Source organism: Streptomyces sp. NPDC059255, assembly GCF_042752355.1.
Classification (GTDB): Bacteria; Actinomycetota; Actinomycetes; order Streptomycetales; family Streptomycetaceae; genus Streptomyces.
Genome location: NZ_JBHYZP010000030.1, coordinates 1 through 17,039 on the forward strand (window position 1 = coordinate 1; position 17,039 = coordinate 17,039).

The 17,039-nt window shown below is 73.5% G+C and carries 13 protein-coding genes; 1 reads left to right on the forward strand and 12 read right to left on the reverse strand.

The window, feature by feature from the left end:
• The first annotated feature begins 15 nt into the window (after positions 1 to 15).
• Entirely contained in the window at positions 16 to 612 is a 597-nt protein-coding gene (locus ACFXKG_RS28925; RefSeq protein ID WP_384845525.1) for an N-acetylmuramoyl-L-alanine amidase, read from the forward strand.
• A 118-nt stretch (positions 613 to 730) separates the two neighbouring features.
• On the opposite strand, the gene ACFXKG_RS28930 is transcribed toward ACFXKG_RS28925, so the two are convergent.
• The 12 genes from ACFXKG_RS28930 to ACFXKG_RS28985 form a co-directional block, all read right to left on the reverse strand.
• Positions 731 to 2,671 (reverse strand): DUF2264 domain-containing protein, encoded by a 1,941-nt coding sequence (locus tag ACFXKG_RS28930; RefSeq protein WP_384845296.1) that lies wholly within the window; start codon positions 2,669 to 2,671, stop codon positions 731 to 733.
• Positions 2,668 to 3,696 (reverse strand): hydroxyacid dehydrogenase, encoded by a 1,029-nt coding sequence (locus ACFXKG_RS28935; protein ID WP_384845299.1) that lies wholly within the window; start codon positions 3,694 to 3,696, stop codon positions 2,668 to 2,670. Before ACFXKG_RS28935 ends, ACFXKG_RS28930 begins: the two co-directional genes overlap by 4 nt.
• A 68-nt stretch (positions 3,697 to 3,764) precedes the next feature.
• Entirely contained in the window at positions 3,765 to 4,673 is a 909-nt protein-coding gene (locus ACFXKG_RS28940; protein WP_384845302.1) for a carbohydrate ABC transporter permease, read from the reverse strand.
• Positions 4,670 to 5,695, reverse strand: a complete 1,026-nt coding sequence (locus ACFXKG_RS28945; protein WP_384845527.1) for a carbohydrate ABC transporter permease — start codon at positions 5,693 to 5,695, stop codon at positions 4,670 to 4,672. The genes ACFXKG_RS28940 and ACFXKG_RS28945 overlap by 4 nt, the downstream gene beginning before the upstream one ends.
• A gap of 67 nt (positions 5,696 to 5,762) precedes the next feature.
• Complete coding sequence (locus ACFXKG_RS28950) at positions 5,763 to 7,115, reverse strand: ABC transporter substrate-binding protein (RefSeq protein ID WP_384845305.1); 1,353 nt, start codon at positions 7,113 to 7,115, stop codon at positions 5,763 to 5,765.
• Positions 7,116 to 7,216: 101 nt separating this feature from the next.
• Positions 7,217 to 8,461, reverse strand: a complete 1,245-nt coding sequence (locus ACFXKG_RS28955; RefSeq protein ID WP_384845308.1) for a substrate-binding domain-containing protein — start codon at positions 8,459 to 8,461, stop codon at positions 7,217 to 7,219.
• 134 nt (positions 8,462 to 8,595) lie between these two features.
• Complete coding sequence (locus tag ACFXKG_RS28960; protein ID WP_384845311.1) at positions 8,596 to 10,602, reverse strand: hydantoinase B/oxoprolinase family protein; 2,007 nt, start codon at positions 10,600 to 10,602, stop codon at positions 8,596 to 8,598.
• A gap of 44 nt (positions 10,603 to 10,646) precedes the next feature.
• On the reverse strand, positions 10,647 to 12,746 hold the full coding sequence (locus ACFXKG_RS28965) for a hydantoinase/oxoprolinase family protein (RefSeq protein WP_384845314.1): 2,100 nt from the start codon (positions 12,744 to 12,746) through the stop codon (positions 10,647 to 10,649).
• Positions 12,747 to 12,748: 2 nt separating this feature from the next.
• Positions 12,749 to 13,687, reverse strand: a complete 939-nt coding sequence (locus ACFXKG_RS28970; RefSeq protein WP_384845317.1) for an ABC transporter permease — start codon at positions 13,685 to 13,687, stop codon at positions 12,749 to 12,751.
• The gene (locus ACFXKG_RS28975) at positions 13,680 to 14,558 is read right to left on the reverse strand and encodes an ABC transporter permease (protein ID WP_384845320.1); all 879 of its coding nucleotides are present in this window, start codon (positions 14,556 to 14,558) and stop codon (positions 13,680 to 13,682) included. Before ACFXKG_RS28975 ends, ACFXKG_RS28970 begins: the two co-directional genes overlap by 8 nt.
• Complete coding sequence (locus ACFXKG_RS28980) at positions 14,555 to 15,811, reverse strand: ABC transporter ATP-binding protein (RefSeq protein WP_384845323.1); 1,257 nt, start codon at positions 15,809 to 15,811, stop codon at positions 14,555 to 14,557. The genes ACFXKG_RS28975 and ACFXKG_RS28980 overlap by 4 nt, the downstream gene beginning before the upstream one ends.
• Positions 15,808 to 16,938: a PotD/PotF family extracellular solute-binding protein gene (locus ACFXKG_RS28985; RefSeq protein ID WP_384845326.1), complete on the reverse strand. Its 1,131-nt coding sequence runs from the start codon at positions 16,936 to 16,938 to the stop codon at positions 15,808 to 15,810. The genes ACFXKG_RS28980 and ACFXKG_RS28985 overlap by 4 nt, the downstream gene beginning before the upstream one ends.
• Positions 16,939 to 17,039 lie beyond the last annotated feature (101 nt).

Sequence of the window (17,039 nt, forward strand, 5' to 3'; positions counted from 1 at the left end):
GCCCGCGGGGGGGGGGTGGCTGGGGGGGCCGGGGCGCGCGGGGGGGCCGCCCCCCCCGCCGCGGCCGCCCCGGCCGCCGGTGCGGCACCCGCGACCGGCCCGGCCGCGCCGGCCGGCCGCCGCGCCGCTGTCGCCTATCCACCGACCCACTGGATCCCGGCCAGCACCTCCAACTACACCGTCGCCTCGCGCCCGACGCAGTACTCCGTCGAGTACGTCGTGATCCACGTGACGCAGGAGACCTTCCCGGACGCGAGGGACATCTTCCAGAACCCGGCCAAGAAGGTGTCGGCGCACTACATGGTGGCCTCGGCCGACGGGTACATCGGACAGTTCGTGCGCGAGAAGGACGTCGCCTGGCACGCGGGCAACTGGGACTACAACACCCGCAGCATCGGTATCGAGCACGAGGGGTGGGTCGACCGGCCCGCCTACTTCACCGACGCGCTGTACGCCGCGTCCGCGGCCCTCACCGCGGCCGTCTGCGACCGGTACGGCATCCCCAAGACGCGGGCGCACATCATCGCGCACAGCGAGGTGCCGGGGGCCACGCACACCGACCCCGGAAGGTACTGGGACTGGGCCCGCTACCTCGACCTCGTCAACGCCTGACCCCCGCGCCGCCGCCTGCCCCGCCCGGCCGTTACGCCGGCGAGGCGGGGCAGGCTGTCAGGGGCAGGATGTCGGGGGCAGGATGTCGGGGACGGGGCGTCAGGGGCGGCCCCCGGTCTCAGCCGTGATCGACCGTCAGCGGGTCGAAGGCGATCCGGGTCCGCGATCCGTCGTCGGTCCACCGGACCTCGATCGTCCCGCCGTCCACCGTCACCTCGCTCACCGCGCCGGACAGCGGGGCCGCGCCGGGCTCCGCCGTGAGCGTCGCGAGGGCGGCGAACAGCGCCGTGCCCTCGGCCGGCCCGGTCAGTTCCGGCACCACCGCCCAGCGGGTGAACGCCGTTCCCTGCGGGGCCCGCCGCTCCTCCGGCTCCGCCGCCCAGCCGTGCAGCCCGCGCAGGGCGGACCGTACCTCCTCGCCGGGACCGGTCGCCCAGCCCGTCTGGCGGAGCCGCGCGCCCGGCGGGGCGCCCACCACCCGGTGCACCCGCAGCTCGTACCGCCCCCGGGCCACCGTGACGCTCTCCACCCGCAGCCCGGGCACCATGGGCGCGCCGGAGGGGAAGACCGGGCGGTGCCAGGAGGCCGCCCAGCCCCAGCCGGCCCCGCCGCCCGCGCCCAGCGGATGGATCCGGCGACGGCCGCTGGAGCGGCCCGACAGCTCCAACGCCACATGGTTGTCGGCGATGTTGGCCGCGGCGGTGGGGCCGGTGCCGGTCGAGTAGGCGCCCCGGCTGTAGTGCGGATCGTCCGGCACCCCCGCGTCGCCCTCGTGCGGACGGATGTGGTCGCTGCCGTGGTTGTGCAGCCGTACGATCCCGTCCGCGCGGGTCGACTGGACGAGCAGGCCGGGTACGGGCAGGGCCAGCACCCGGTCGGGGCCCTCGCTCGGCGCGGGCTCCTCCGTGGCGGTCCACAGCGGATGGTCCTCGGGCGCGAGGAGCGCGACGAACGCCTTGGACGCCCAGTACGGGGAGGCGGGCCCCGAGTAGTACTGGAGCGTCGCGTCGTGCGGGCCGTGCCAGCCCAGGCTCAGCAGCCCGTCGTCACCGGTCGCGCCCCGGTCCAGGAAGTACCGCAGCGCCCCGCTCACCAGCCGGCGCGACACCCCGGGCGCGAGCGGCGTGTGTCCGGTGACGGCGCCGAGGCCGACCGCGGCGCCCGCCGCGAACCGGTAGGTGAGCGAGCGGCCGAAGTGGAGCGGCGCGCCGTCCGCGCCGAAGAGCAGGGAGAAGCCGTCGAGGTGGGCGCGGAGCCGCGCGCCGTGGTGCGCGGACGCCTCGGTATCGCCCGCGAGATGGGCGTCGAGCATCGGATAGAGGTGCAGGGCCCAGCCGTTGTAGTGGTCGAAGGCGCGGCTGTCGCCGTCGGCGTACCAGCCCTCGCCCCGGTACCAGCTCTCCAGCAGGGTGAGCGCCCGCTCCCTGGCGCGCGCCGTCTCGGCGTCGCCGCGGCCGACGGACTCCAGGAACCCGGCCACGGAGTAGGGGAAGAGGTACCAGTTGTTGGGGGCGGGGGTGTGGCGCAGGGAGCCGCGCAGCCACTCCTCGGCGCGGTCCTGGACTCCGGGGTCCAGCCGGTCCCAGAGCCAGGGCGCGGTCAGCCGCAGGCCGAGGGCGACCGACGCGGACTCGACCATGGGCTGGCCCTGTACATGGTGGTCGAGGATGAGCGGCCAGGACTCGGTGTCGTCCCGGCCGGGGGTACGGGTCCCCGCCGCGAGCCCGTCCGCGTACCGTCCGAGCCAGCCGCCCGGGTCCTTGCCGCCCGCGCCCGCGACCCGGAAGGCGGCGGCCAGGAACGTACGGGCGTAGCCTTCGAGCCCGTCGGAGCGCACGCCGGAGCGCGAGGGCCGTCCCGGCAGGTCGAGCAGGGCGTTGCCGGGGGTGGCCCAGCGCCAGGCGGCGCGCAGGAGTCCGTCGGCGGCGGCCTCCCAGTGGGCCCGGGTGTAGCCGGTGCGGGGGCTCAGCACCCGGTCGTCGGAGGGGAGTTCGAAGGCGGGTCCGGCGGAGACGGAGCCGCCGGGGCCGGAGGCGGGGGTGGCGTGGGGTGCGGTCATGCGAGGAATGCCAGCCTTTCGCGTCGTACGGGGTGGACGAAGCCTTCGCCCGCCGCCCAGCGGGTGACCTCACCGACCGCCAGGTCGGCGAGCCGGCGCAGCTCGTTGCCCTGCGAGCCCGCGAGATGCGGGGTGATGGTCGCGTTCTCGCACGTCCAGAGCGGATGTCCGGGCGGCAGGACCTCGGGGTCGGTGACATCGAGGACGGCCCGGATGCGCTCGGCGAGCAGGACGTCGGTGAGGGCGTCCTGGTCGACGACAGCGCCGCGCGAGGTGTTGACGAGCACGCTGTCGGGGCGCATGGAGGTGAGGAGTTCACGGCTGACGAGGCCGCGCGTGGCGGGCAGCAGCGGGGTGTGGACGCTGACCACGTCGCTCTGGGCGAAGAGTTCGGCGAGTCCGACGGGGTGCGCGCCGAGCGCGGTCGCCTCCGCGTCGCCGACGTACGGGTCGTGCAGCAGGATCCGCAGGTCGTACGGGCGGAGCAGTTCGATCACCCGGCGGCCGATCAGCGAGGCCGAGAGGATGCCCACGGTGCGGCCGTAGTTGCCGATGTGGGAGGGGATCCGCAGCCATTCGCCGCGGTCGTGGGTGGCGCGCAGATCGCGGGCGCGCTCCAGCACCCGCTTGCCGGAGAGCAGGATCATCGCGACGGTGTACTCCGCGACGGGCAGCGCGTTGGCGGCGGCCGCCGAGGAGACCTCGATGCCGCGTTCCCAGCACGCCTCGGTGACATGGGAGCGGATCGTGCCGGCGGTGTGCACCACGGCCCGCAGCCGGGGCGCCGCCGCCAGGACCGCCGCGTCCAGGGGCGGGCAGCCCCAGCCCGTGACGAGGAGTTCCACGTCCGCGAGCGTGGCGCGGGCCCGGTCGGTGGTGAGGTCGTCGAGGACGGGTGGTGGGGTCAGCGCGCAGACCGCGCCGAGGGCGGCCAGGCTCTCCGGGTCGAGGACGGCCGCCGCGGCCTGCGGTGACATGGCGAGCGCGGCGCGCGGGCGGGGGCGTGCGGTCGGGGTGGGGGGCATCTCTCTCCTGGTACGGGTGGTACAGGACGGCGGTCCTGCCTGGCCGGGCGGCTGTTCCCGCGGCGCCGCTACTTGACGGAGCCCGCGGTGAGTCCGGACTTCCAGAAGCGCTGGAGCAGAACGAAGGCGACGATCAGCGGGAGGATCGCGAGCAGCGAGCCCGTGATCACCACGGGGTAGTACTCCGGGGAGACGGACGCGGAACTGTTCCAGGTGAAGAGGCCGAGGCTCACCGGATACAGGTCCTGGTCCGAAAGCATCACCATGGGGAGGAAGAAGTTGTTCCAGATGGTGGTGAGCTGGAAGAGGAAGAGGGTGACGAGCCCGGGGCCGAGCATCCGCAGGGCGACCCGTACGTAGGTGGTCAGTTCGCCGGCGCCGTCGACCCGGGCCGCTTCGAGTACTTCGTTCGGCACGTACCCCTGGCTGAAGATCCGGCCGAGATAGACGCCGAAGGGGTTGAAGAGCACGGGGATGAAGACGGCCCAGAAGGTGTTCACCAGGCCCGTGCCCGAGGCCATCAGGTAGAGCGGCAGCGCGAGGACGGTCTGCGGGACCATCACCGCGGCGAGGACCAGCCCGAACAGCTTCTCCTTGTGCGGGAAGTGGTACTTGTCGAAGGCGTAGCCGCAGGCGATGGAGATCAGGGCGCCGAGCGCGGCGCCGACGACCGCGTACAGCAGGCTGTTGCCGTACCACCGCCCGTACAGCCCGCCGTCCATGGCGAACAGGTCCTTCATGTTCTGCACGAAGGAGAAGTTGCCGAGGGAGAGCAGATCGCTGCTGAACAGGGCGTCGCGGTCCTTGCCCGCGGCCAGCACCAGCCAGAGCACCGGCAGCAGGGTGTAGAGCACGGAGACGCCGACGACGAGGTTGACGACGGCGCGGCCGAGGAGGGGCGGGCGTGGCGGGCCGCCGCGGGGGACGGCCGGCAGCGGGGTGCGCGGGGCTGTGCTCGTCGCGCTCGTGACACTCATCGGGCGGCCTCCTCTGGGGCGTTGACGCGGTTGGTCCAGCGAGTGACGCCGTAGGAGAGGGCGACGGTGAAGACGAGCAGGACAACGGAGGCGGCGGCGGCCAGACTGTAGTTGTTACGGGTGAACGCCGCGTCGTAGATGTACATGCTGGGCGAGAAACGCGAGTTGATCATCGGGGTGGACTCGCTGAGCAGCATCGGCTCGGTGAAGAGCTGGAGGGCGAAGATGAGGGTGAACATGGCCACCATCACGATCGAGGGACGCACCAGCGGTGTCTTGACCTGGAAGGCGGTACGGACCGGTCCCGCGCCGTCGACGACGGCCGCCTCGATGACCTCGCGGGGTACGGCCTGGAGCGCGGCGTAGAAGACGACCATGTTGTAGCCCAGGTTGCTCCAGAGCGCGATGTTCACGATGGACGGCAGCACGGTGTTGACACCGAGGAAGTCGATGGTGACGTCGGCCTTGCCGAAGAACTCGATGATCGGGCTGATGCCGGGGGTGTAGAGGTAGAGCCAGATGAGGGCGGCGATGATGCCGGGCACGGCGTGCGGCAGGAAGAGTCCGAGCTGTGCCCAGGAACGCAGCCGTACCACCCCGGAGTCGAGCAGCAGGGCCAGCGCGAGGGCGCCGATCACCATCAGGGGGATGTAGATCACGCAGTACAGGGCGACGGTGCCGAGTCCGCCGAGGAAGGTCGGGTCGGTCAGGACGGCGGCGTAGCTGCGCAGTCCGACGAAGACGGTGCGTTCGGGGCCGAAGCCGAGGCCGGGCTGGTCGTTGCTGAAGAAGCTCAGCCAGACGGCCGTGCCGACGGGGATCAGGAAGACCGTGACGAGAAGGGCGAAGAAGGGGGTCATCAGGACCCCGCACGCGCCGAGTTCACGGCGCCGGGCCGACTTCCGGGTGGAGCGGGCGGTGGTCGCGGGGCCGCCGGGGACGCCGCTCGCGGTGGATCGTGGGGTGGTGCCGGTGGCCGGGGGCGTGGGGGTGGCGAGGGGGCCGGACGCGGGGTTGGTCATGGGGGTGGTCACGAGGTGTCACCTGCCTCTCGGGTGCTGGGACGGGACGGGGGGAGGGGCACGGTGCTCAGGTGCTGCGTTCGGTGGTGGCGAGGCCCAGTGCCTTGAGGTCCGGCATGGTGCCGTCCTGCGCCGCGCGCACCGCCGAGATCAGGGAGCCCCGCCCCCCGCTCGCCCGGGCGAACCCGTCCTGCATGACCCGCCCGGTGGCGCTCGACCGGGGGCCCCAGATCCAGCCGTCGCGGATCGTGTGCGCCTGCTGCTCGAAGAGGGTGTAGATGTCCTGACCGCCGTAGTAGCCGCGGTCGAAGGCCTCGCGGCCGACGGCGATCAGACCGGGCGCCGCCGGGTACTGGCTGCTGGCGCCGCTGGAGAGCCGGGCCCGGAGGGAGTCGGGGTGGGAGATCTGCCACTCGATGAACTCCATGGCGGCCTCCGGGTGGCGGCTGTCCTTGGTGATCGCGAAGGTGGAGCCGCCGTGGGTGCCGACGGCGGGCCGGTCGACGTCCCACTGCGGGAGCGGGGCGATCGCCCACAGCCCCTTCTGGCCGGGCTGCTTGTTCATCTGCGCCCCGGCTTCCCAGGCCCCGGTGAGCCGGGTGAGGACGAGGCCGTTGCCGATCTGGGCGTCGCTCTGCCGGCTGTTGACGGCGTTCATGAAGACCAGGTCGTCGTCGATCAGCCGCTGCCAGTACGCCGCGACGCGGCGGGTCGGCTCGTCGGCGAGCGAGACGTTCCAGGCGCCTCCCGCCGTGTCGAACCACTGGGCGCCGGCCTGCCAGGACCAGGCTCCGAACTGGGTGAAGCCGTCCGTGGGGAAGAGCACCAGCCGGCGGTCCCCGGCCTTGCGGCGTACGGTCCTGGCGAGGGCTTCGAACTCCTCCCAGGTGCGGGGCAGGTCGAGGCCGTACTTCTCGAAGAGGTCGACGCGGTAGTGCATCACCATCGGCTCGATGTCGAGCGGCAGGCTGAAGGTCCGCTTCTCGAAGGTGGTCAGGCTCAGCGCCTGCGGCAGCAGCTTCGCCCGCAGCCCGTCGCTGACCAGGTCCGTGATGTCCCGGGCGACGCCGTCGATGGCGAAGCCGGGGACCTGGGGATATTCCAGCGTCGCGACATCCGGGGCGTTGCCTGCTCGGGCGGCGTTGCTGAGCTTCGCGTAACCGCCGGCGTCTCCGGAAGGGATCTGCTGGAAGTCGACCTGGATGGTGTCGTGGGTCTTGTTGAACGCGTCCACGACCTCCTGACTGCCGCGCAGCGCGGACCAGAAGGTGATGTGTGTGGCTTTTCCGCTGGTGCTGGTGGTACTCGCGCTGCCCGATCGGGTGTCCGCGCCGCCCCCGGTGCAGGCGCCCAGGGCACCTGTCAGGGGCAGCGCGGCGATCGTGGCCAGCACGGATCGACGGCTCTGTCGACCAGGCATGGGGGCCTCCCGCGGCTCCGGTTCGAGACACGGGGAATCCTGATCGGCTGATCACAATTGGTCAATAGACCGCTCAGAAGAAAGTTGAAACGGTCAAACGCTCACTTCTGAACGGGGATCGGGGCGGGGAACGGCGAAACGCTCGGCACGTCGGACGGCAGTTCCGGCGGCGCCCCCTCCAGCACGTCGGACGGCGCGTCGGACCGCACGTCGGACGGGCGCTGGGTCGAACCGCGGACCTTCAGCTCCGGCAGCAGCTCGATCCTGCGTACGGGGACCGCCGTGCCCACCGGCCGGGAGAGCCGGTGCACCAGCAGTTCCGCCGCCGCCCGGCCGACCTCGGCCTTCGGCGGGGCCACCGCCGTCAGCGGGATGGAGCCCAGCGCGGCGACCACGTCGTCGTACGCGACGACCGAGCAGTCCTGAGGCACCCGTACGCCCCGCTCCGCGAGGCCCTGGACCAGCATCAGCGCGTCCACGTCGCCGTGCAGCAGCGCCGCGGTGGCACCGTACTCGCGCAGCAGTCCCGCGAGGTCCAGCGGGTTCCGGCCCCGGCTCGGGGGCGGGTCCGCCTCCGAGCCGGGGACCGGGCCGGGCACCGCGTCGGGCGAGGAGAGCGCCGTCGTCCAGTCCGTGACCTCCGGCCGGTCGGCGGCGATGCGGGCGAACGCCGCGCGGACGCTGCGCGCCGTGGGGCTGTCGTCGCGGGCGGCCAGCACGATACGGCGGTGGCCGAGTCGGACGAGGTGGTCGACGGCCAGATGCACGCCGTAATAGTGGTCCGAGCAGACCGTGTCCAGAGCGTGCAGCGCGCTGCCGGGGCGGGGCCGCCGCTCCATGAGGACGGTGGGCACGCCGACCTCGGCGAGCCATCCGTAGTCCGCCTCCTCGGCCGCGGCGCTGCGCCACCTCGGGGCGATCAGCAACCCCCGCGCCCCGCCCTCCAGCGCCCGTTCCACCAGCGGCCGTTCGGCTCCGGGGGCCTGCGGGGCGATGTGCAGGGCGACCCGGAACCCGGCCGCCTCCAGCACGGGTCTGGCGCCGTACGCCGCCTCGTACAGGTACGAGTGGCGCTCCGGCACCATCAGGGCCACCGCGCCGCCCTCGGCCTGCTGTTCGGACGCGCGCGCCGCCGGGACCGCCGCCGCCTCCTCGACGGACCCCACCGCGCGCGCCACGCCGTGACCGCGCCGCAGCCTGCCCGCCCGGGTCAGCTCCTCGACGTCCCGCCGTACCGTGACGACGGAGACCTCCAGCTCGGCGGCGAGCACGCTGACCTTGACCGCGCCGCGCGATTCCACCACCGCGAGGATCCGCTGCCGCCTGAGTTCGACCGGCTCCCGCATACCGCCTGCCCCCTAGGGTCTGTTCCGCCACCGCTCGCCGTACCACGCGCTTGTTCGTTTGATTGTTTCGTATGAGCGCTTGGAGCGGCAGCATAGCGACAGGTCGTCCGCGGGCACGGACCGGCGGAGGGCGGTCAGCCCGTGGTCTCCTCCTCCAGCGCGGCGGTGTGCCTCCGCAGTACGGTGCGGGCCTCGGCCAGCTGCGCGGCGGACGCGGCGACGGAGGGGAAGCCCTCGGGCAGGGCGTCCAGCACGGCCGTGTGGACGGCGGCGCGGCGGGTGTAGCGGCGGGACGGCGGGAGCCGGAAGAGGGCGGCGACCAGCCGGTCGGCGGCCTCGGTGTCGTGGACCGCGTCCCAGGCGGCGCGCTCGGGTCCGGCCCCGGCGGGCGGGGCCGGCGGGGTGCGCCGCAGCTCCGCGGTGGCGGCCTCGTCGAGCACGGGGCGGCCGTCGGCCCCGGTGGTGACGGCGACTCCGTACATGGCCGCCGCGGCCCGTTCGGTGACCAGCCCGCGCCCGAGGTCGGCGAGGACGGCGCCCGGGTCACGGGTCCAGGGGTCCCCGTAGCCGCCCGCGCCGGAGGTGCGCAGGGTGACGGTGTCGCCGCGGCGCAGCGCGACCATGTCGATCTTGGTGTACCGGCGCTCGCCGGGCAGGCCCTCGTTGATGACGAGTTCGGCGGGCGCCCCCGGGCCGCCGCCTGCGGTGCCCCAGGGGCGGAAGCGCATCCGCTCCAGGCCGCGGGCGAGCAGCCTGCTGTCGTCGCCGAGGACGCGGAAGACGAGTTCGAGGCCGCAGCCGCCGCGCCAGCGTCCCGGGCCGCCGGAGTCGGGGCGCAGCGCGTAGCGGACGATCTGCGCGCCGATCTCGGTCTCGACGGTCTCCACGGGGTTGTTGGCGAGGTTGGAGATGCCGCTGTCGCGGCCGTCGACGCCGTCCGCGCCGTCGCGGGCGCCGGTGCCGCCGACCATGGGTTCGAGGACCTGGACGTTCTGGCCGCCGCCCGGCGCGCTCTCGGCGACCACGACGGGCACGACGAGGCCGCTGCTGGCGGCGGGCATCACCTCGGGCGCGGCGAGGCCGAGCGCCCCGCCGAGGGCGTCGTTGACGCGGGAGGCGGTGGCGTGCCGGATGCCGACGGCGGCGGGCGGCGTGGCGTTGACGACCGAGCCCTCGGGGGCGGTGACGGTGACCGGCCTGATCAGCCCGCCGTTGAGCGGGATGCCCGGGTCGAGGGTGCAGATCAGGGCGAGGACGCGGGTGGTGATCCAGGCGTGCGCGCGGCCGTGGCTGGCGATGTTGAACGCGGCGTCGACCTGGGGGTCGGTGCCGGTGAAGTCGAGGTGCAGGGCGCCCCGGTCGAGCGTGGCCGTGACCGAGATCCGTACGGGCACCGGGGAGACGGCGTCGTCGTCGAGGTAGTCGGTGAACCGGTAGGTCCCGTCCCGCAGGGTGGCGAGCGCCGCGGTGGCCTTGTCGGCGGTGTGGTCGACAAGGTCGGTGTGGGCGGCGGCGACATCGGCGGCGCCGTGCTGCGCGACGACCCGGGCCAGCCGCTCGCGGCCGGTGCGCAGGGCGGCGAGCATGGCGCGCAGGTCTCCGTCGTTGGCCTCGGGGGTGCGGCTGTTGGCCTGGAGGAGCGCGGCGATGTCGCGGCTGGGCTCACCGGCCCGCAGGAGCTTGACCGGCGGTATCCGCAGGCCCTCCTGGTAGATCTCGTGGTTGGTGGGGGCCAGGCTGCTGGGGACCCGGCCGCCGATGTCGGAGCAGTGGATGAACGCCCACCCGTAGCCGATGATCCCGCCGTCGTGGAAGTACGGCTCGATGAGCTGGATGTCGGTGAGGTGGGTGGCCAGGCCGCCCGAGGTGTACGGGTCGTTGGTGACGATGACGTCGCCGGGCTCCAGCGGTCCCACGTGGTCGACGGCCGTACGGACGTCGAGTCCGACGAAGCCGGAGACGCCGATGCCGCGCGGGTAGGCGGTGAAGGCGCCGTCGGGTCCGGCGAGCGCGCAGCAGAAGTCGGCGGTCTCCTTGACGTACAGCGAGCGGCTGGTGCGCTGGAGGGTGAGGCACATCTCCTCGGTGAGGGCGCCGAGTTTGTTGCCGATGATCTCCAGGGTGACCGGGTCGAGCTTCATGGTCGGGGGTGTCCTTGCCTTGCCGTGGCGTGCTGTGCTGGTGGTCAGGAGTGCCGGAGCCGGAGGTTGCCGAGCGGGTCGACGGTGGCCGACCAGCCGGGCGGTACCAGCACGGTGGTGTCGTCCTGTTCGATCACGGCCGGTCCCGTGAGGGTGTGCCCGGTGCGCAGCGCGTCGCGCCGGTGGACGTCGGCGGTGACGCGCTCCCCGGCGAGCAGGACGGTGCGGTGGCCGTCGGGCGCGGGCGGCGGGCCGCCGGCCGGGGCGGCCTCGGCGGGGGCGGTGGCGAGATCGGGTCCGGCGGCGCTGATGGCGAGCCGGGCGGTGCCGAGCCGGACGGCCGCGGTGGCGTCGCGGAAGCCGTAGAGCCGTTCGTGTTCCCGGTGGAACGCCTCGGTGAGCGCGGCCAGGGTGAGCCGGTCGGGCAGCGGTACGCGCAGCTCGTACGCCTGGCCGGTGTAGCTCATGTCGGCGGCCAGGGTGAGGACGGGCGGGGCGCTCGCGGGGCCCTGTTCGGCGAGCCAGGTACGGGCCCGTTGCTCCAGCCCGGCGAGGATGTCGCGGAGCGCGGCGACGGTGGTGTCGTCGAGGTCGCGGCGCAGGCTGCGGGCGAAGTCGCGGCGCAGGTCGGCGCCGACCGCGCCGAGCGCGCAGAAGGTGGCGGCGGCGGGCGGGACGACGATCTCGCGGATGCCGACCTCCTCGGCGAGCACGGCCGCGTGGGTGGGTCCCGCGCCGCCGAACGGCACGAGGGTGAACTCGGCGGGGTCGAGGCCGCGTCCGGCGAGGGTCTTCTGGAGTTCGACGGCCATGCCGGCGGTGGCGACCCGCAGCGCGCCGTCGGCCGCCCGGTCCGCCGCCGCGCCGGGGTCGGCGGTGGTGAACCCGAGTTCGTCGCCGACCAGGCCGAGGGCGCGGGCGGCGGCGGGCGCGTCGAGGGTCATCCGGCCGCCGAGGAAGGTGGCGGGGTCGATGACGCCGGTGTGCAGATTGCAGTCGGTGACGGTGGGGCGGGTGCCGCCGCGGCCGTAGGCGACGGGGCCCGGGTCGGCCCCGGCGCTCTGCGGGCCGACCTTGAGGGCCCCGTACGCGTCGGCCCGTACGACCGAGCCGCCGCCCGCGCCGATGGCGTTCACCGCAACGACGGGCAGGATCAGCGGGAGTCCGCCGATGGTGGTGTGCGTGGCGAACTCCGGTTCGCCGTCGACGGCGACGGCGATGTCGCTGCTGGTGCCGCCCATGTCGAAGGTGACGAGCCGGCCGATCCCGGCGGCGCGGCCGAGCCGGGTCGCGGCGGTGACGCCCGCCGCCGGTCCGGAGAGCACGGTCTCGATGGGGCGCTCGGTGGCCGAACGCAGGCTGAGCGAACCGCCGTTGGACGCGGCGATGTAGACGGGGGCGGTGACGCCGAGCCCGTCGAGCAGGCTTTCGAGCCGGTCGAAGTAGCGGTGCATCAGCGGCTGGATGTACACGTTGAGGCAGGTGACGAGGGCGCGTTCGAACTCGCGGACCTCGGGCCAGATCGCGGCGGACGAGGTGAGCGGCAGTCCGGGGACGAGCGCGGCGAGCCGCCGGGTGATCTCCGCCTCGAAGGCGGGGTCGGTGTGACCGTGCAGCACGAGGACGGCGGCGGCCTCGGCGCCCGTGGCGCGCAGTTCCTCGGCGACCCGGGCCAGTTCACGGTCGTCGGGTACGCGTACGGGACGGCCGTCCGGGCCGAGCCGGGCGGGGATCTCCACGATCCGGTCCCGGGGGACGAGCGGTTCCTCCTTGGCCGCGTGCAGGTCGAAGGAGGACGGCATCCGGCTGCGGCCGATCTCCAGGATGTCCCGGTAGCCCTCGGTGACGACCAGGGCGATCCGGGCGCCGCGCCGCTGGATGATCGCGTTCAGCCCGATGGTGGTGCCGTGGGTGACGGCGGCGAGATCTCCGGGGTGCAGTCCGGCCCGGTCGAGGACGGCGGCGAGCCCGTCGGCGACGGCGCGCGCCGGATCGCCGGGGGTGCTGGGCTCCTTGTGGTGGAGGAGAGCGCCCCGGTCGCCGGGCACGGCGAGGACGAAGTCGGTGAACGTGCCGCCCACGTCGATGCCGACTCGGGCGCGCGGGGCTGCCGCGGTGGGGTCAGCGGTGGGGTCGTCGGGCACGGTCAGAGCACCTCCGAGAAGTTGGTGAACCGGTCGACGGCCACCAGGACGAGCACGCTGACGAGCATCAGGAGCGTGGAGACGGCGGCCACCGACGGGTCGAGCTGGAACTGGACCGCCGAGAAGATACGGACCGGCACGGTGGTCGTGTTGGAGCCGGAGACCAGCGCCGAGACCGCGACCTCGCCGAGCGAGGTGACGGCGGCGAAGACCGCTCCGGCGAGGATGCCGGGGCGCAGCAGCGGCAGGGTGACGGTGAGGAAGGTACGGACCCGTCCGGCGCCGAGCGTGGCCGCCGCGCGTTCCAGGGTCGGGTCGAGCGCCTGGGCGCTGACCATCACCGTACGGATGACGAAGGGCAGGGCGACCAGGGAGTGCGCCAGCCAGAGCCCGGGCAGGGTGTTGACCAGGCCGAGGCCCTGGAAGTAGTAGAGCAGCCCGAGGCCGATGATGATCTCGGGGACCATCAGCGGGGCGAGGGCCAGCCCGGAGAGCACGCCGCGGCCCGGGAAGTCGCCGCGTACCAGTCCGTACGCGGCGAGCGTGCCGATGGTGACGGTGGTGAGGACGACGAGCAGCACCAGGACGCCGCTGAGCCGGAAGGAGACCAGCCAGTCCGGCGAGGACAGGACCTCGGAGTACCAGCGCAGGGAGAGCCCGCTGGGCGGGAAGCTCAGTGAGCTGGTGGAGTTGAGGGAGCTGAGGGCCAGCACGGCGAGCGGGGCCAGCAGGTAGAGGAAGACGGCGACGGCGGGGAGCGCGGCGGCGGTCCGCCCGGCGCGGCGCAGCAGGGCGGAGCCCCGGCCCGCGCCGGCCTTCGCGGGCGGGCGGGAGGTCGCGGACGCGCCGGCCTTCGGGTCCACGGTGGGTGTGCCCGTCCCCACGGGCGGCCCGCCGGGGGCGGGGTGGTGGTGCGTACGGTCGAGGGCGGGGTCAGCCATGGAGCCTCCGTTCCCAGAAGCGGAATGCGGTACCGAGGGCGGAGACGCCCAGCAGGGTCAGCAGGAGCAGGGTGAGGCTGAGCGCCGCCGCCACCGGATAGTCGAAGACGCTGGTGATCTGGCTGTAGACGCGCAGCCCGGCGAGCGGCTGGTTGGCGCCGCCGACCAGCAGCGGGGTGATGTAGATGCCCATGGCGAGCGGGAAGACGACGGTGGCGCCCACCGCGATGCCGGGCAGGCTGAGCGGCACCGTGACCTTCCAGAAGGTGCGTACGGGCCCGGCGCCCAGGCTCCGCGAGGCACGGGAGAGGTTGTCGTCGATGCCACCCAGCGCGGTCGTCAGCGGCAGGATCGCGAACGGCAGCAGGACATGGGTGACGGAGACGACGACCACGAGGTAGCTGGTCAGCAGCGGCGCGGGCTGGTCCAGGATGCCGAGGCCCATGAGGGTCCGGTTCACCACGCCGTTGGCGGAGAAGAGCACGACCCAGCCGTAGCTGCGGACGACGACGCTGGTGAGCAGCGGCGAGACGACCGCGACGAAGAGCAGGGTGCGCACCACTCCCTTGCGGGCGCGGGCCAGCGCGTACGCGGCGGGGAAGCCGAGCAGCACGCACAGGACGGTGACCAGCAGCGAGGTGAGCAGGCTCTGCCACAGGGACTCGGAGAAGAACGCCTCGGTGAAGACCCTGCGGTACTGCGTGAGCGAGTAGCCGTCGAGCGGATAGCCGTTGGCGTCCGACGGGTGGAAGCTGAGCGCGAGGACCCGCACGAGCGGGATCACGAACAGGGCCAGCAGGAAGACCACGACCGGCGTGACGGGCAGCAGCCCGCGCAGCCGGCGCGGCGCGCGGGCGGCGGGCGCGCTCATCCGGGCGTCGCCTCCTTCGTGGCGGCGTCCCGGGTGCCCGCTCCGGCCGCGCCGCCGGTTCCGGGGACTCCCCCGGCCCCGGCGACATCCCCGCCCTGGCCGGGCCCGAGGAGGATGACGTCGGCGGCCGACCAGCCGAAGGTGACCCGCGCGCCGACGGCCGGGGGCTCCTCGGCGGTCCTGGCGTTGACCGCGACGCCCTCGGCGACGACGATCTGCGCCTGCCACGCCTCGCCGGTGAACGCCCGGTAGCCGACGATCCCGGAGCCGCGGACGGCCCCGGCCGCGGCTCCGGCATCCGCGTCGGCCGGGGCTCCGGCGTCCGCGTCGCCGTCGTTGTCGGCCACCGCGTCGGCATCCGCCTCGGCGGCCCGGACGGTGACGCGTTCCGGCCGTACGGCGAGCGTGACCGTGTCCCCGTCGGGCAGCGTGGCCAGGCCGGAGTCCAGCCGTACCCCGCCCAGGTGGAGCGTCCCGTCGCGGGCTCCGGTGCCCTCCAGGATGTTGGCCGCGCCGATGAACTCGGCGACGAAGCGGGTCGCGGGCGTCCGGTACACCTCGGTGGGCGTGCCGAGCTGTTCGACCCGGCCGCCGTTCATCACGGCGATCCGGTCGGAGAGCGACATCGCCTCTTCCTGGTCGTGCGTGACGAAGACCATGGTGATGCCGAGGCGCTGCTGGAGCTCCCGCAGCTCCACCCGCATCTCGCGGCGCAGCTTGGCGTCGAGGTTGGAGAGCGGCTCGTCGAGCAGCAGCACGGCGGGCCGGGTGGCCAGCGCGCGGGCCACGGCGACCCGCTGCTGCTGGCCGCCGGAGAGCTGCCGCGGCCTGCGGTCCGCGTACGCCTCCAGGCCGACGAGGCGCAGTGCCTCGGCGACGCGTTCGTCCCGCTCGGCGCGCTCGATGCGGCGCACCTTCAGGCCGTACGCCACATTGCCGGCGACGGTCATGTGCGGGAAGAGCGCGTAGTTCTGGAAGACCAGGCCGAGCCCCCGGCGGTGCGTGGGGACGTCGGTGAGGTCCGTGCCGTCCAGGGTGATCCGGCCCGCGGTGGGCCGGACGAACCCCGCCAGGCTGTTGAGGAGAGTCGTCTTGCCGCAGCCGCTGGGGCCGAGGACGGAGAGGAACTCGCCGCGCCTGATGGAGAGCCGGCCGACGTCGAGGATGCGCTGTCCCTCGTACCCGGCGGCCAGGCCCTCGATCTCGATGTGCGCGGCGGTCCCGCCGCCGGCGTCGTCGCGCTGCCCGGTCACTTGAAGATCTGATTCCACCGCTGCTGCCATTCGTTCAGCTTGGGGGTCGCCGTCTTGTAGTCGACCCAGGTGAACGTCTTGTAGACGGCCTCGCCGTACTTGACCTTCGTCTTGAAGTCGGGGCTGTAGTCGATGGTGTCGTTGCCCGCGCCGTAGAAGGTGCCCTCGGCGAAGGGCTTCTGGTACTGGGCGGCGCTGAGGTAGTCGAGGAACTTGTAGGCGGCCTCGGTGTGCGCGCTGCCCTTGGGGACGTAGTACGAGGTCAGCGCGCCGACGGCGCCGGAGGCGGGGTAGCTGAAGCCGATCGGCTGCCCCTCCTTGGCCATGGCGAAGGCGCGGCCGTCCCAGAAGGGCACGATCCAGGCGTCGCCGTTCTGCAGGACGGTGGAGACGCTGCCCGCGTCCGCCGGGTACGCCGAGACGCAGTCCTTGAGCCGGGCGAGCTTCTCGAACGCCTTGTCGACGTCGGCGGGGTCGGAGAGCTTTCCGCCGTCCTGGGAGACCAGCGCGGAGAAGAACTCCAGGCCCGCGTTGTAGGTGAGCGGGGGCAGCGCGACATGGCCGCAGTACTTCTTGTCGAAGATGTCGGTCCAGTCGCGGGGGGCCTGCTTGATCTTGTCGGTGCGGTACAGCAGCCCGTTGGAGCCGGTGGTCAGCGGCACGCCGTAGGAGGAGCCCTCGACCGTGGACTGCTGGGTGAGGACCGGGTCGAGCTGCTTCCAGTGGCTGAGGTCACCGGTCTTGAGCGGCTGGAGGAGACCGCCGCCGACGGCCTGGTGCAGGGAGCCGGGGGTGAGGGCGACGACGTCGAACGGCGCGTCCTTCCCGCCCGCGGCACGGAGCTTGGTGAGCCAGGCGGAGTCGGCGCCGTAGACGAGGTTCACCTTGATGCCGGTGTCCTTCTCGAACGGGGCGACGAAGGACTTCTTGAACAGCTCGCCCCAGGGGCCCGCGAAGGCCGTGACGGTGATCTGCTCCCCCTTGGAGCCGGACCCTCCGTCGCCGGAGCCGCCGCCGGAGCCGCCGGTGTCGACCCCGCAGCCGGCGACGGCGGCGAGGACGGTGGCGGCCGAGGCGAGGGCCAGCAGGGGGCGTCGCCCGCGTGGGCGTGACAGGGCAGCTCTCATGAGGGGAGGACTCCTCGGTGCGGGGTGACGGCGAACGGCGCGCCGGCCCATGGGTGATGGTTCGCCGGCCGCTCGTCGAGCGGGGGCCGCTGGGCGGGGCA